The sequence below is a fragment of the Motilimonas thetidivivens genome, from assembly GCF_046452435.1.
Taxonomy (GTDB): Bacteria; Pseudomonadota; Gammaproteobacteria; order Enterobacterales; family CBDFNC01; genus Motilimonas.
The window spans coordinates 91,265-105,488 of record NZ_JBKFDK010000003.1; the positions used below are offsets into that span (position 1 = coordinate 91,265).

General features: G+C 43.7%; 13 protein-coding genes. 6 read left to right on the forward strand and 7 right to left on the reverse strand.

Going from position 1 to position 14,224, the window contains the following annotated elements; genetic code table 11:
- Window positions 1-5: 5 nt before the first annotated feature.
- Window positions 6-782 (reverse strand): hypothetical protein, encoded by a 777-nt coding sequence (locus ACK8OT_RS03640; protein ID WP_410195152.1) that lies wholly within the window; start codon window positions 780-782, stop codon window positions 6-8.
- A 114-nt stretch (window positions 783-896) separates the two neighbouring features.
- On the opposite strand from ACK8OT_RS03640, the gene ACK8OT_RS03645 reads away from it, so the two are divergent.
- Window positions 897-1,535 (forward strand): dUTP diphosphatase, encoded by a 639-nt coding sequence (locus ACK8OT_RS03645; RefSeq protein ID WP_410195153.1) that lies wholly within the window; start codon window positions 897-899, stop codon window positions 1,533-1,535.
- A 78-nt stretch (window positions 1,536-1,613) separates the two neighbouring features.
- On the opposite strand, the gene ACK8OT_RS03650 is transcribed toward ACK8OT_RS03645, so the two are convergent.
- On the reverse strand, window positions 1,614-2,192 hold the full coding sequence (locus tag ACK8OT_RS03650) for a single-stranded DNA-binding protein (RefSeq protein ID WP_410195154.1): 579 nt from the start codon (window positions 2,190-2,192) through the stop codon (window positions 1,614-1,616).
- A 259-nt stretch (window positions 2,193-2,451) separates the two neighbouring features.
- Between ACK8OT_RS03650 and ACK8OT_RS03655 the strand changes: the two genes are divergently transcribed.
- The 5 genes from ACK8OT_RS03655 (at window position 2,452) to nspC (ending at window position 9,141) form a co-directional block, all read left to right on the forward strand.
- Window positions 2,452-3,135, forward strand: a complete 684-nt coding sequence (locus ACK8OT_RS03655) for a DUF3334 family protein (RefSeq protein WP_410195155.1) — start codon at window positions 2,452-2,454, stop codon at window positions 3,133-3,135.
- A gap of 720 nt (window positions 3,136-3,855) precedes the next feature.
- Complete coding sequence (locus tag ACK8OT_RS03660; RefSeq protein ID WP_410195156.1) at window positions 3,856-5,259, forward strand: diaminobutyrate--2-oxoglutarate transaminase family protein; 1,404 nt, start codon at window positions 3,856-3,858, stop codon at window positions 5,257-5,259.
- Window positions 5,260-5,264: 5 nt separating this feature from the next.
- Complete coding sequence (locus ACK8OT_RS03665; protein ID WP_410195157.1) at window positions 5,265-6,722, forward strand: pyridoxal phosphate-dependent decarboxylase family protein; 1,458 nt, start codon at window positions 5,265-5,267, stop codon at window positions 6,720-6,722.
- A 15-nt stretch (window positions 6,723-6,737) separates the two neighbouring features.
- Window positions 6,738-7,958: a carboxynorspermidine synthase gene (locus ACK8OT_RS03670; RefSeq protein WP_410195158.1), complete on the forward strand. Its 1,221-nt coding sequence runs from the start codon at window positions 6,738-6,740 to the stop codon at window positions 7,956-7,958.
- Between the two features lie 55 nt (window positions 7,959-8,013).
- Window positions 8,014-9,141 carry a carboxynorspermidine decarboxylase gene (gene nspC / locus ACK8OT_RS03675; protein WP_410195159.1) on the forward strand — a complete coding sequence of 376 codons (1,128 nt, stop codon included), beginning with the start codon at window positions 8,014-8,016 and terminating at the stop codon, window positions 9,139-9,141.
- 61 nt (window positions 9,142-9,202) lie between these two features.
- Here the strand turns inward: nspC and ACK8OT_RS03680 are convergent, their stop codons facing one another.
- The 5 genes from ACK8OT_RS03680 to ACK8OT_RS03700 form a co-directional block, all read right to left on the reverse strand.
- The gene (locus tag ACK8OT_RS03680; RefSeq protein ID WP_410195160.1) at window positions 9,203-9,817 is read right to left on the reverse strand and encodes a hypothetical protein; all 615 of its coding nucleotides are present in this window, start codon (window positions 9,815-9,817) and stop codon (window positions 9,203-9,205) included.
- 85 nt (window positions 9,818-9,902) lie between these two features.
- Entirely contained in the window at window positions 9,903-10,436 is a 534-nt protein-coding gene (locus tag ACK8OT_RS03685) for an aminoacyl-tRNA deacylase (protein WP_410195161.1), read from the reverse strand.
- A gap of 331 nt (window positions 10,437-10,767) precedes the next feature.
- Complete coding sequence (gene sppA / locus ACK8OT_RS03690; protein ID WP_410195162.1) at window positions 10,768-11,715, reverse strand: signal peptide peptidase SppA; 948 nt, start codon at window positions 11,713-11,715, stop codon at window positions 10,768-10,770.
- Between the two features lie 141 nt (window positions 11,716-11,856).
- Window positions 11,857-12,855 (reverse strand): adenosine deaminase, encoded by a 999-nt coding sequence (gene add, locus ACK8OT_RS03695; RefSeq protein WP_410195163.1) that lies wholly within the window; start codon window positions 12,853-12,855, stop codon window positions 11,857-11,859.
- Between the two features lie 263 nt (window positions 12,856-13,118).
- Window positions 13,119-13,862 carry an outer membrane protein OmpK gene (locus ACK8OT_RS03700; RefSeq protein WP_410195164.1) on the reverse strand — a complete coding sequence of 248 codons (744 nt, stop codon included), beginning with the start codon at window positions 13,860-13,862 and terminating at the stop codon, window positions 13,119-13,121.
- Between the last annotated feature and the right edge of the window lie 362 nt (window positions 13,863-14,224).

Below are 14,224 nucleotides of genomic sequence, written 5' to 3' on the forward strand. Positions count from 1 at the left end.
CTCTCCTAATTTTGACTCAACTGCTGATGTGTTGATGAACTATCACTGCGATAGCGTAACAGCTGTTTATAACCTTGCTTTAACATACCCCGTAAATGCGGTTTTAGATGCGGCTTAACTTGATGCAAGGGGATATTATTTTGGTGACAAAACAAGGCCAAACCATAGCAAGCCTCGGCTTCCGATAACATGGCTTGGCGGCCTAGCTTGCTATTATGGCAACTGCCGCAGCCACCACCTCGAAAGGTAAATGCGCTGTTTGCGACCATGATCCCCGCACCTAAGCTGATAGCTAAAAGCTCGTTTGCTTGCTCGCGCATCGCGTCAGTTGTGACTTGGGCTAGCAATTGCGGCGTCAATACCCACTGACACAACTGAATTGCAAACACCGACACTAAGGCGTTGGGGTTATTAAGATGGCCAGAGTGGTAGTCAATGTAAACGGGTTGAGTCAATACGTTTGTCGCCAGGTTAATCGTCATTGGCGCCGTTAATTGCGCACTATAAGGGGTGTGGTAATTAACCGGAGGCCTGATAGCAAAGCCTTGATGCTGCAGGCCAAAATACAGTTTTAACTGACTTAATGTGGCTTGTGCCAGCTCGTATGCCGATGTGGCCTTAGAGGGGAAATCAGCCACTGTAGGGGTAATCAGTTTGGCTTGGAAATGGTGTTGCTGCTGATATTGAGCAAACCCTTGCATCACCTGCTCTATCCATACTTGTTGCTGTGGTTCAATCAGATCTTGAGGTAAGAACCAAGATTTTATGCGTTGTATAACCAAAAACACTGACTCCTGTTGTCCCTTTTTTGAAACTAGTTGCTTAATGCCATTTCTGACGTAACAATACCACCTTTTTTGCCACTATACGCGTTAAAAGCAAGACAAGGAAACATCATGACTGCAAGTTCGGTAACGAGCCAAATTCAGCAAATGTTAGAAATGCAACATCAAATGAATACCAAGGTACATCCACAATGGTTTGACCAAGGGTTTGCTTGGCACCGCGCCATCTGGGTTGAGTGTGCTGAAATGCTCGATCACTATGGCTGGAAATGGTGGAAAAAACAGACGCCCGATACAGAACAAGTAATGCTGGAATTAGTGGATATATTCCACTTTGGTTTGAGTCTGCGTATTGATGGTAAAACCGCTTTAGAGCAGATCGCCGAGCAGCTTTGCCAAGAGCTAACCCAACCGCACACTGAAGCAGATTTTGCTCAAACATTAGAAAAGCTTGCCAGTGCAGCGGTAACTGAGCGTAGCTTTAATGGTTTTGCTTTTGCCGGTTGTATGAGCCAAATTGGCCTTTCTTTTGACCAACTGTATCGCATGTATGTGGGTAAAAATACCTTAAACCTATTTCGCCAAGACTATGGCTATCAAACCGGTGAATACATCAAAATATGGCATGGCCGTGAGGATAACGAGCATCTGATGGATATCTTAAACCGTCTCGATAGCCAGTCAGCACAATTTGCTAAGGATGTTTATCTCGCCCTTGAGCAAGCCTATCCTGGGCAAACTCATGCATAAATTCATTTAGCGAAGCCTTTCGCTGATGCAAGTTAGCCATCCCCATGAACAGCAACATCAAGTTTGGCTTCATGGGGATTAAAAGCAAATACACGTGTGGCCATCTAACCAATAATGACGTTCAAACCCATCATTCACCTTGGTTGATTTTGAGCCGATAGCGCCTTCAACCAGCAATTGGCTTTGTAAAGTCAGCTTTTCACGCATTAGCTGAGCTGTTTTACCACGTAAATTAACTTCCATTATATGATGGTCAAGTTGCAGTTGAACTTTTGTATAGTCCACATCATTAACGGTTTTAAGATGGTCAATCTTGACCACTTCACCGCTGCAATACACCTGATTCCAATAGAGCTTATTTTTACCTGCACTGCGGATCTGGGTGGCATCCAAATACTTACCCAATATACCTTGGACAAATATGGCATCTCCGGCTTGCAACCCCGTTGCAACAGTTTGTGCTAATTGGTCGAGCACACGCACGGTTAAAAAAGTATCTTGGCTTTTTTGTTCACCTTGCGCCGTTTGCCACGATTTCTTAACCACTATATCCAGTAGTAAAATGGCGGTGCCATCGGCAAAGTATCGCACCGTATTTTGTTTTGACACCAATTGGCCAAGCACCGTGACTTGGCAAGCTAACTTCTGCTCTTTCATCTAGTTACCTTTACTTTAGATAAGAAACTAGGATACCCATTCAAAATATAGATTCAATCACTAATGCGCAGTCATTTAGCGCGAAGCAAACATCACAAAGAAGTAAAATCAATCGACTTAATAAGGCAAAAACTGCGTCATTACCTAATATAACAAGAGACAAAGGTAGCAGAATGCCAATTTAGTCATTTCCAATTCATGCTAGATGGCATATATAAATACCATAGATATTAATTAACCTGCTGATACGGGAAGATAAATGAGAAAAACAGAAATAGTAACCACAGACGATATACTGTTGGTGTTATGTAAGTCCGTTACCAGCGTGCTTTCTAGTGCAACTGCTAGCGACATCAATTACTCCGCCATGGTACAAAAAATAAACAAAACGTGCTTAAAGCCAGATATTGGCTGTTTCGTGCTATTTGATGGTGGTTTTTCTGGCCTAGTGTTAATCAATTTTTCCGCTGCTGCCGCACTCGAAATTTACCATAATTACATGGTAAACATGGGCATCCCAAAAGAAGAGCTGGCCACCATGCATACCTCAGACGATGTAGGTAATGTCATGGGCGAATTAATGAATCAAATCGTGGGCGATTTTACCGGCGCTATCGGTAAGGAATTACACACCTCGATTACCCAAAACCAACCCAAAATGCTGACCATTAATAAGCAAGTAGTTGTCTCTATTGATACCAATTTGGATAGACCCCAAGCACGTCGCGTCACCTTCACCACTGCCAAACACAACATTTTTTATCTTGAACTGGCAATGGACAAAACCGAATTTATTAAACTGCATGATTTTGATCCGAAAGACGACGTCGATCCTGATCAAATCATTAATGACACGCAAAACTCAGCGGCTTCGACCACTAAACCAGCCGCAGCGCCAACGGTAGATATAGATCAAGACTTACTTGATGAGCTCGGGATTTAACAGCTAAGCCCAAGTACAAAAAATAAAGCTAACCTCGGTTAGCTTTATTACCCTCACTAATTTTTTTAAATTAGCATCGCTAATCAACTATTTACTCCCCCTATAATCACCGGATTTGATCCGAATTATTGGTTAAAAGCGCTTCGACGCGTTTGCAAAATAGCCAATATAACCCTATGAAATTAAAGTTATTATTAACTGTAATATTTATGAAATAAATTTTTCTCGTTTCATTTCTAAAAATACTTGCACATTTAGTCATATATGGTATTTTTGCGCCGCTTTTTACATCCGTCAGTCAACTCTAATGACGAAAAAGTGTGAGATAGGAAGATCGCTTAGCTTGATAATCGTCAAGTTGGTGATAAAATGAGCAGCCCTTGCTGTGCGGCCTTAATCTGCGCAGACAAGATAATCGGTATGGGGTAATCAGCCCCCGTAATAGTAGGGATAGTGAGTAGACAAGGTTAGTCCGCGTCTATCATTAACAGATTTAGGAGCCCGAAATGATTATGATCTCTCAACAGACCAACCTATATCCGGTCATCAGTCCATTTTGCCTGATGCCAGAGCCTTGATCGCCCCTTACTCAATTTAAATTTCTCCCTTTTATATTGCTTTGTGTTTGCATGGCCATATGCAGGGGTTTTCTATTTATTCGTTAATTCCGCTAAATCCATGCGTCATTAACACAAAAAATTTATTGTTGGGATAACCAGTATGAATAACGTTGTTAACCTAGGGGTTGAGGAGCTAATCCAAGACCAAATGATTCCTGATTTCAAAGAAGTGTATGACTTAACACCGGATAACGTGTTGTTAAGCCAAGAGCACTATGAATCAGAAGTACGCTCTTACCCAAGGCGTTTCCCGATTGCGATTCAACACGCAAAAGGTGTGCTGGTACAAGATACTAAAGGCCAAACATTCCTAGACTGTCTAGCGGGTGCGGGTGCATTACCTTTGGGTTATAACCACCCTGAAATTAACCAGGAAATCATTGCCAAGTTAAATTCAGGTGTGCCGTATCAAACATTAGATATCACCACACCAACCAAAGATGCCTTCATCAAGGAAGTGATGGATTTTCTACCGACTGAATTTGCTAAAGATGCATGTATTCAGTTTTGTGGTCCATCTGGTGCGGATGCGGTAGAAGCGGCTATCAAGCTAGCTAAACTGTACACAGGCAAGAATACTATTTTTTCTTTCCACGGTGCTTACCATGGTATGACTAATGGTTCATTAGCCCTTACCGGTAACCTAAATGCCAAAGAACGCCGCACGGGTCTGATGTCTGATGTACATTTCTTCCCATTCCCATACTCACTGCGTTGTAAGTTTGGTCTTGGTGGTGAAGCTGGCGATAAAGCCTCTATTCGCTACCTTGAGTCAGTATTACATGACCAAGAAAGTGGTATTGTCAAACCAGCTGCGATCATCGTTGAGCCAATCCAAGGTGAAGGCGGCGTTATTCCAGCATCAGCAGCTTGGTTAAAAGAACTACGTCGTATTACCGAAGAACTAGACATCCTATTGATTTTTGATGAAATTCAATGTGGCGTAGGTCGTTCAGGCCGTAACTATGCATTTGAATACTCAGGCATTGAGCCCGATGTAGTGATCATGTCTAAAGCTATCGGTGGTGGTCTGCCGTTATCTTGTTTGGTCTTTAAGAAAAAATTCGACCGTTGGAATGCAGGTGAGCACACCGGCACTTTCCGTGGCAACCAATTAGCCATGGCAACCGGTGCTAAAGCGCTGCAAATTATCAAGCGTGACAACCTAGTTGAAAATGCGCTGAAGATGGGCCAACGCCTGACTGAAAAATTAAACCAGTTACAAACTGAGGTTGAGTGCATTGCTGAAGTTCGTGGCAAAGGTTTGATGATAGGTATCGAAATCGTTAAACCAGGTGAAGTGAACAAACTGGGTGAGCCATTAGCTAACCCTGAGCTAGCCGCTCGCATTCAACGTGCAGCATTAGAGCGTGGTTTGATCATTGAAAAAGGCGGTCGTCACGGCGCAGTATTGCGTTTCTTACCTCCTCTGATCATTAACGAAGAACAAATTGACTATGCAGCATGGGCTTTTGCTGAAGCTGTAAAAGCGTGTGCGGAGTAAGTTAAGTGAATAATTGGCAACAACATTTTATCCAAGTTGGCCAACACGGTAGCGATGGCTACCGTGACGCTATGAATCAAAGCACGGCGCAATTGGTACAGCTATTTGAAGGGGCTGACAAGCCCTACTCTGCCATGGATGCCAATACCCTGCAGCAAGCGGTTTATGGCTTATCACTCGAGCAAGGGCACGTTGCCCCTCTATCTCAAGTGATAGCTGAAACAGCAGAAGTGGTCGCGCGTAATGGCATCGTAGTACAACACCCTGATTGTATTGCACATTTACATACTCCCCCGCTAATTGCAGGTATCGCTGCCGAGAACTTTATCGCAGCACAAAACCAATCAATGGATTCATGGGATCAATCCGCTTCTGCTACTTATGTTGAGCAGTATGTAACCGATTGGCTATGTCGCAAATTTGGTTTTGATCAGCACAGTGATGGTGTATTCACTAGCGGCGGAACCCAAAGTAACATCATGGCGCTATTAATGGCGCGTGATTGGGCTGCAGATGTGATGTCCGGTCACAATATCCAAAAAGAAGGTCTGCCAGATTACGCGTCTAAACTGCGCATCTTGTGCTCGACCAAGAGCCATTTTACCGTGAAAAAAGCCGCTTCTGTGATGGGCTTAGGTGAAAAGGCGGTGGTGTGCGTGCCCACCAATCGTGATGGCACCATTATTATCAGTGCACTAGCAGAGACACTAGCTCAATTAAAAGAAGCTGAACTGATCCCATTTGTTGTGGTTGGCACGGCCGGCACAACCGATCACGGTGCCATTGATAACCTAACCGCAATCCGCGAATTAGCTGACCAATACAAAATTTGGTTCCATGTGGATGCGGCCTATGGCGGTGCCTTGATTTTAAGTCAGGCTAAAACACGATTAGCGGGTATTGAAACAGCTGATTCTATCACGGTTGATTTTCACAAGCTTTGGTTCCAACCGGTCAGCTGTAGTGCCGTCATGCTTAAAGATAAATCTAACTTCAAGTATTTATTGCATCACGCTGATTACTTAAACCGTGAAAGTGATGATCTGCCAAACTTAGTTGATAAAACCATTTCAACCACACGTCGTTTTGATGCATTAAAAGTGCTAATGACATTACGTGCGGTCGGCAGTGATACACTGGGTGAAATGATCGATCACTTGTTAGCACAAACCCAACAAGTGGCCGCATTAGTTAATGCTCATCCAGAGTTTGAGTTATTGACTGAGCCACCTTTATCAACAGTACTATTTCGCTACACAGGTGATTGCAACCATGACAACATTGACGCGTTCAACCGTCAATTACGAGTGGAATTACTAAAAGCGGGCGTTGCGGTTCTAGGGGAAACAACCGTAGATGGTCAAGCAGCATTAAAGCTAACCATTTTAAACCCTTGTTTAACACTGAACAATTTTAACGAGCTATTCGATAAGATCGTCAATTTTGCGAAAGCGCTTAAATAATTTTTAGGAAATATTATGTCAGTTTTACAAATAGGAGCCGGCGGGGTCGGATGGGTAATTGCACATAAATGTGCTCAAAATAACGATGTTTTCGGTGATATCACGATAGCGTCACGCAATATTGCAAAATGTGAAAAAATCATTGCCTCTATTGCGCTACGCGATAATCAAAAAGACAAAAATGCCAGCATTACAGCAGCACAAGTTGATGCGGATGATCTAGAGGCATTAGTTAAGCTGATTAAAGAAGTACAGCCAAAACTTGTGATTAACGCGGGACCTCCGTGGGTTAATGTCACGATCATGGAAGCCTGTTATCAAACTAAAACGGCTTACTTAGATACATCGGTAGCGACCGATTTATGCAGCCCTGGACAGCAAGTGCCAGAAGCCTACGATCCACAATGGGCGTTTCGTGAGAAATTCGCTGAAGCGGGCATCACAGGTATTCTAGGTGCGGGCTTTGATCCTGGCGTTGTTAGCGTATTTGCTGCTTATGGCCATAAGCACCTATTCGATGAAATTGACACCATAGATGTAATGGACGTTAATGCAGGCGATCATGGACGTAAATTTGCGACCAACTTCGACCCTGAAACGAATATGCTAGAAATTCAAGGTGATTCTTTCTACTTTGAAAATAACGAGTGGCACCAAGTACCTTGTCACAGCCGTGTATTAGAATTTGACTTCCCTGTTGTGGGTAAGCAAAAAGTGTATTCTATGGCTCACGATGAAGTGCGCTCGTTAGCTGAGTTCATTCCAGCAAAACGCATTGAGTTTTGGATGGGTTTCTCTGATCGCTACCTTAACTACTTCAATGTTATGCGCGATATTGGCCTGCTTAGCCCTGATCCAATCAATGTTGACGGCGTTGAGATCCAACCGCTACGCGTACTCAAAGCATTGTTACCGGATCCTACTTCGTTAGCACCTGGTTACACAGGTAAAACCTGTATCGGTACTTGGTTACAAGGTAAAAAAGACGGTAAAGCACGTAGCGTGTTTATCTACAACATTTGTGACCACGAGCAGGCTTATCAAGAAGTTGAGCATCAGGCTATTTCTTACACCACAGGTGTACCGGCCATCACAGCTGCACTACTTTACTTCAAAGGTAAATGGTCTGAGCCAGGTGTGTTCAATATGGAACAACTTAACCCAGATCACTTCCTAGAGCTGATGCCAGAAATTGGCTTAAGCTGGGAAGTTCAAGAGCTGACGCCTAGCGCTTAAATCACAAAGCTCCCAACTGGGGGCTTTTTTTTCAACTGAATATTAGAGCTAAATCATGAACGAACTCGCAACCCCCTACTTCATGATCCATGAAGACAAATTAATTGAAAACCTTGAAAAGTGTAAGCGCCTAAAAGAGTTAAGTGGCGTTAAGCTGGTTCTTGCCCTGAAGTGTTTTTCAACTTGGGGCGTGTTTAAAACTATCGAGCCCTATCTTGATGGCACAACCAGCAGTGGCCCTTATGAAGTTATGCTGGGCTATGAAACCTTTGGTAAAGAAACCCATGCCTACAGCGTTGGTTATAGCGAGCAAGATGTAATCGATGTGGCTGATAAAAGCGACAAGATCATCTTCAACTCACAATCTCAATTGGCTCGCTATGCTCATTTAGTGCCTGATTCTTGCAAAATTGGCCTGCGCATCAACCCTGAGCGCAGCGCAGCGGGACAAGACTTAGCCGATCCAGCACGCCCTTTTTGTCGTCTTGGCGTAAAAAAATCCGCATTAGAGCAAGGCATTGCCAATAAACTTTCTGGCGTTATGTTTCACATGAACTGTGAAAACAAATCCGTGGCCTCTTTTAGTGCCCTACTTGATCACATCAGTGAAAACTTCGCTGATTTACTAGAGCAATTAGAATGGGTTAGCCTTGGCGGCGGGGTGTTTTTCACTTATCCAGGATATGATCTTGAGGGCTTAGCTGCCAAGCTTAAAGCCTTTAGTGAGCTACATGGCGTGCAACTGTACCTAGAGCCGGGTGAAGCGGTGATCACTCGCACCACCGATCTTGTTGTTACCGTGGTTGATATTGTTGAAAACAAAAAACTTACCGCCATTGTTGACAGTGCTACCGAAGCTCACCGTTTAGATACCTTGATTTACAATGAGCCTGCCACCGTGGCAGAAGCCAGTGAAGAGGGTGAGCATGCTTATGTTATCGGCTCTTGCTCATGTTTGGCCGGGGATCAGTTCTGTGAAGCGAAGTTTGATCAGCCGCTGAGTGTGGGTCAACGTTTAACCATTGCCGATAGCGGCGGTTATACCATGGTTAAGCTAAATTGGTTTAATGGTATCAAGATGCCGGCGATCTATTGTCAGCGCACCGACGGTCGCATCGAGCAACTTAACAAATTCGATTACCAAGACTTTAAACGCATGCTATCGACGCAATCAATTAGCTGATAGCGGCTTTGATGCACAATAATGAATTAACCCCAGTTGCCTATGCTCTGGGGTTATTTTTTTAGGCCGCCGTTTGCGACATGTTGGCACTTGCTTGCTCTTCTTTACCATATTTAGCAAGTAGTGAAGTGGATGCTGCCAACAACGCGGTTTCAAGTGTGGGAGTATAAGGCGCAACAACTGGGGTTGTTTGCGTTATGTCTTGTTCCTCTTCGCTGTTTTGAGCCATGTTTTGGGCCATATAGTGCTCGGCTAATTGCGCTTGCGATTGCGCCGCCATCACGGTAACAGCTTGCTTTCTTGCCTCATCGTGATGACTTAAATAGTGCACAGATGATGCTGATAAGCCTTGATTATTTCCAGCAGCCAGATTTACCCCATCAGCAGCCACCCGGTATTTGTATTGGGCTTTTTTAAGCGCTATATAATCACTTTTTAAATCTGATTGCGGTGGCTTTTCAGGAAGCGGGACTGGGCGCTCAACAACACCTCGCTCGGCTTGTGCGCTTAGCTCTTTGGCTGTCGAGGAGAGAGTCACTTTATCGGCAAAACTTAACGCGTTAGCTTGTTGTTGATTTGAACTGGAGGATAAAGGGGCATAAAACGCATTTTGCTTAGTTAAGCCGTTAACCATACGCTGCACTGGCGAGTAAGTGGCTGTATTAGAAATTTGCATAATCACCTCCTATATCATAATGATTATGTTAATGACTAATAGCTGAATCCTAACTGAACAATGTTTATAAAATCTAACCAAGTCCTCAGTGCAAAGTTTTGGTGCTACGATGAAACTGCAATTGCTGACGCCATTTGCCGTGGGCATCACCTGCTAAATAAAAGCCCGCTTCAATGATGGTAGGCTCGACCAGCTGAATAAAATCAGCACTGTGCATTTTTATCATTTGCTGATGTGCGCCGGCATTAAAGTAAATCCAAGGTTGTGATTCTAATTCTTTGGCCATGTAGATAGGCAAATGAAATAGCGGCCCAAGGGGCGGGATGGCACCCGGCTCACATTGTACAAAATACGGCATAAACTCTTGCTCACATGCAAGTAATACCCTATCTGCGTCTATTTCTTTTGCCAGCGCATTAATATCTAGCTTATATGGTGCGGGGACCACCACCATGGCAAGTTGGTCATCTTGGTTGATGATCACCGCTTTAGCTAGGGCAAAACCGGTAATATGGGCGTTTTCGGCCCGCTGTTGAGAGGTATAAGCGGGGGAAAATTCTGCAATATAGTAAGAAACATGATGCGCCTGCAGTAAGCGGTGCAGTTTAGTTTGGATCATAGCCGTTACTCCTGCATAGCCAATAAACAATGATCTGGCCGCTGTGGGCGACTCAAAACAACAAAGCGGCTTGATCCAAGTATAGAAGGAAAACCAATAAGCCAAAAAATGAGATAGTTATCTCCAAGCTAATAATCAACCTGAGCTTTAGATAAGCTATATCGTATAAATAATCCGCAAAAACGCGGTGAATATATCCCTATTCGCTCTGCGTTTTCATCCGTGAAAACGAAGTTTTGCTAGTTATTTATACGATTTCCATTGGCTGCTTCGATTAACCCGAATTGAGGTTAATCACATTGCGCTCTCTCTGAAGTGGCTTAGGTTTAGCTCATTGTAACGAGTAGCTACCCGTGACTAAATGCTGACTAATGCCCTGCCCTAGAGCTAAACCTAGCTTCTTGGTAAAAGCGTCAAGCGGTGATGGCTGCACCGTATAATTGACAATCTCTTCTGCTTTAATAATGTCACGCGCCACTTTGCCTGCACTGCCTAACCCATCGATTAACCCCAGCTCTATGGCTTGCTCGCCATTCCAAATTAAGCCGCTGAACAGTTGTTGGTCGGCGTCTGCCACCAGACGTTCACCCCGACCTTGTTTAACGACATCGATAAATTGTTGGTGCGTTTTATCTAATACCTGTTGCCAAAAAACTTTTTCGTCTTCTTTTAAAGGTGAGAATGGATCAAGAAATGCTTTATGCTCGCCTGCGGTAAAGTGGCGACGCTCAACGCCTAATTTTTCCATAGTATCGGTAAAACCAAAACTGGAAGCGGTGACACCAATGGAGCCCACTAGACTGGCCTTATCCGCATAAATTTCATCGGCTGCGGCGGCAATATAATAACCTCCAGATGCCCCTAACTCCGAGATCACCGCATATACCCGCTTATTGGGATAAATATTGCGCAGGCGCTTAATCTCGTCATAAACATAACCTGCTTGTACTGGACTGCCTCCTGGGCTATTGATATGCAAAATAACCGCTTTGCTCATCTCATTTTCAAATGCGCGCCGTAATCCGGTAACAATCGCGTTCGCATTGGCATCTTGATCGGCGGCAATGACGCCATGTACTTGCACCAGTGCCGTGTGCGTTTCATCCGCGCCTTTGCTTGCTTTTAATGACGACAAATCAATAAATAGATAAAGGCCAACAAACAAATATGCGAATGTCAGTAGTTTAAAAACGACCCCCCAACGCCGAGAGCGCTTTTGTTCAGCGAAACTCTCCTTCATATATTGTTTGATCCATTGCTGTTCGTTATCTTGGCTCACGCATTACTCCCACTTAGCAATATTTTTTAGTAGCTTGTTGTAACATGTTGGCAAGGTTTAGAACAAGTTTTGTTACGGCATAAAAAAGCCGCACTGAATGCGGCTTTATAGTTTATTAACGATTGCAAAAACCAGGCATACTTAACTCCTTTTAAGATCGATCAGTGCTTGTTTTTCTGAATCGGAAAGAAATGCCATGGCTAATCCATTTTGTTGCAATGTCCATAACTGTTCTTGATTCAGGCCTATTTCTTTAGCAGCCACATCATATTCATGCATGATATCGATATTACTAACACCCGGATCATCCGTGTTTAAGCTGACCAAAACACCTTTATCCAAAAACGTTTTGATTGGGTGACTGGCGTAATCGGTTACCGTGGATGTGTGTAAATTACTGGTTGGACACGATTCAACACCGATACGGTTTTGTGCCATATAAGCCAGTAACTTTTCATCATGAATGGCTTTTACGCCATGGCCGATACGGGTTGCGCCTAATTCTTTAATGGCTTGCCAGATACTTTCACTGCCCGCAGCTTCACCGGCATGTACCGTTATTGCTAAATCGCTGGCTCTGACCTTAGCAAAATGTTCATTAAACAATTCGCCAGGAAAACCTAATTCATCTCCCGCTAAATCGATAGCAACCAAATTTTGTTTACAAGCTAATAATGCGTTTAACTCATCTAAACAGGCTTGTTGGCCGAATGTGCGTGACATAATGCCGATCAGGTTCACTTTAACTTGGTGATCTTTCAATCCAGCTTGAACGCCGTCTACAACCGCTTCAACGACGCCCTGCAAAGGTAATTTATGACTCATCGCCATGTAATAAGGGCTAAAACGCAGCTCAGTGTAGTCAAGGCCCGATAAAGCCGCATCGGCCACATTTTCGTAAGCGATACGCTTGACTGCATCGAGATCTGCTAACACGCCAACCATCCAATCTAATTTGGCAAGGAAAGCCACTAAGCTGGATTCCTTTCCTTGAATTTGTACGTGAGGAGCGAGTTCGGCTAATGAATTAGCGGGTAATTGGATATGGTGTTGCTGCGCCAACTCCCAAATCGTATTGACACGAACATTACCATCTAAATGACGGTGTAAATCGACAAGAGGATATTGTTTATTTACCATGAGTGCAGTCCTTATTAGCTCTAATCTACTCAGTGTTAACCCCAGCGAACCTGACTAAGTTGCATGCTAGATATTTAGTCGATTGCTTGATAGGACACAGGCTAAGTAATCGTTTTTGTGATGCCCATTTACAACAAGTCAGGCCGAAGCCTGACTGATGATAGGACACAGGCTAAGTAATCGTTTTTGTGATGCCCATTTACAACAAGTCAGGCCGAAGCCTGACTGATTATAGAATGGACTTTCTATTAGTATACGCTTGATTAGAAGTTGTAGCGTAATGAGTAGATCAGCGCGTTTTGGTTACCGCTTGTGCCTAACTTGTTGTAAGCATAACGGTATTGTAAGCCAGCTGTGATAGATTCAGTGGCGTTCCACCAAAAGCCAACCGCACCGTTCATTGATGTGTCATCACTCTCACCTGATACAGCAATGTAATCATCATCACGACCAAATTCCATTTCGTGCCAGTTAGACACCCAGAAGTTTTGATCAAAAGCGGTGAAGTTGTAAACCGCAGTCCAACCCGCCATACCACCATTGAAATCAGAGAAACCTTCGTTCCAAGCTGGGTTTGTAATGGTGTAATGTACGCCAACCCAAGGTGCTACGAACCAGCCTTGACCTTCAAAACGGTATTGACCACCAACAACGGTGTTGTTCGCAGAGAAGAATTGACCGTCGGTCGCGTAGTGCTGTGCGTATGCACGGAAACCTGACTCACCTAATTTGTATGCAATAGAGCCTTTGTATGCTGTGCGGATTTCATCCGAGCCTTCTTGTACGTTTTCAAGGTCGAAGAAACCATATACTTCACCCCAAGTAAAACCTGCACCACCCTCTAACTCAAGGTAAAGGAAATCTTCTTGGTGTCCAGCGCGTTGTTCAGTACCTTTCGACCAATCTAAATAGTTAGCGCTGATGTTACCAAAACCGTATAAGTATTCTGCACTCGCAGGTGCACTTAGACCCATAGTAACTGCGGCTGCAATAGCGATTTTTTTCATTTTTATTCCCTGTCTTTGCTTACGGTAATTAATTTGCATGTACGTGAACAGTGTTGCGGTACTTGTGCCTGTACTTGCGTTGACAGGGGGGGAGTTTATAGCGAGTCAATCAAATAAAGTGGCTCAATATCACATTTTTAGCTGTTATTAGATTGGCTTTTTTTGGTGTTAACCTCTGGTGTTTATTTATAAAAACATTATAAATTGTACTGAAATTATCAAATTTAGGTTTTTGTGCTATTTACGCCGCACTAATTGATTAAATTTCATACAATTTTCATCACACATTCGTGTAACTGGTGAATCAGTGTGCCATCTTTATCGTGCTTTTTATCAACTCGAGGTTCCCGAGGCTAACACTC